The sequence below is a fragment of the Streptomyces sp. WAC06614 genome (assembly GCF_003949795.1).
Lineage (GTDB): Bacteria > Actinomycetota > Actinomycetes > Streptomycetales > Streptomycetaceae > Streptomyces.
In genome coordinates, this window is sequence record NZ_RPRY01000680.1 from 1 (window position 1) to 1,299 (window position 1,299).

Here is a 1,299-nt window from a genome sequence, read left to right on the forward strand (position 1 = left end):
CCCCAAAGAAGACCCCCACACCGGCGAACTGCACTTCTTCGCCTCCTCACCCCTCCCACCCTTCCTGACCTACCACGTGTCCGATGCCGAGGGGGAGCTCGTCCACAGCGCCGAGGTGCCGGGGGCGACCGCCGCCCTCAAGCACGACTTCGCCGTCACCCGCCACTTCGTTGTCTTCGCCGAGGGCAACGTCACCTTTGACCCGACCGAGCACTCCGGCATCCCGTACTCCTGGAGCGACCAGCAGCTCTCCCGGATCGGCATCATGCCGCGCGGCGCGGCCGGCGCCGCCCGCGTGCGCTGGTTCTCCATCGAGCCGGGCAGCATGCTGCACGTCTCCAACGCCTACGAGGACGCCCTCGGCCGGATCGTCCTGGAGGGGCCCACCGTGGACCGCGAGGGGTTCCGCCTGTCGTGGAACTGGTGGGTCGGCGCTCCCGGGCGCGGTTCGGAGCCCGGCTCCCGCTCGTACACCCGCCGCTGGGTGGTCGACCTGGCCGCGGGCACCGTCGACGAGCAGATCATCGACGATCTCGCGGTGGAGTTCCCGACCCTCAACGAGGACTACCTCGGCTCCGAGAACCGGTACCAGTACGCCATCTGCTTCCCCGACGAGAAGGGCTTCGGCGGCTACGGTGTCGTCAAGTACGACCGGACCACCGGCGCCCGCCGGATCCTTCAGGTCGGCGACGCCCGGATGCCCAGCGAGGCGGTGTTCGTCCCGGCGGCCGGGGCCACCGACGAGGACGACGGCTACCTCCTGACCGTCGTCTCCGACCTCAAGCAGGACGCCTCGCAGCTGCTGGTCCTCGACGCTGCCGGTCTGGACACCGTGGCCACCGTGCACCTCCCCCGCCGGGTGGTCGCCGGGATCCACGGCTCGTGGGTACCGGACAGCGCCTTGGAGGACACCGCGGTCTGATCCGTCGGCCGTCCATACGTACGGACGCACGCATGTTCCGTGGACCGCGCCCCGTGGGGGTGCGGTCCACGGCCGCTGTCAGCCGAAGTCGGGCAGGACGAGGGAGCCGTCCTCGGTGAGGGTGAAGCCCGGGTTGTGGGCGATCTCCCAGGCGTGGCCGTCGGGGTCGGTGAAGACGCCCGAGTAGAAGCCGATCGGGTTGACGGCCGCGGCCCGGGTGACGGTACCGCCGGCCCGGGCGGCCGCCTCCAGGACGGCGTCCACCTCGGCATCGGTACGGACGTTGTGCGCCAGGGCGATACCGCCGAATCCGGCCGGGGGCGGGGCGCCGGCGCCCCGCCCCCGGCCGGATTCGGCGGTATCGCCCTGGCGCACAA

2 protein-coding genes are annotated in these 1,299 nt (G+C 71.7%); one reads left to right on the top strand and one right to left on the bottom strand.

The window, feature by feature from the left end; genetic code table 11:
• Positions 1-922: carotenoid oxygenase family protein (locus EF918_RS35835; RefSeq protein WP_125652992.1), on the top strand; the 922-nt coding region annotated here is incomplete at its 5' end.
• Between the two features lie 78 nt (positions 923-1,000).
• Here the strand turns inward: EF918_RS35835 and EF918_RS35840 are convergent.
• The coding region (locus EF918_RS35840; RefSeq protein ID WP_185922097.1) for a VOC family protein at positions 1,001-1,299 on the bottom strand (299 nt) is incomplete at its 5' end.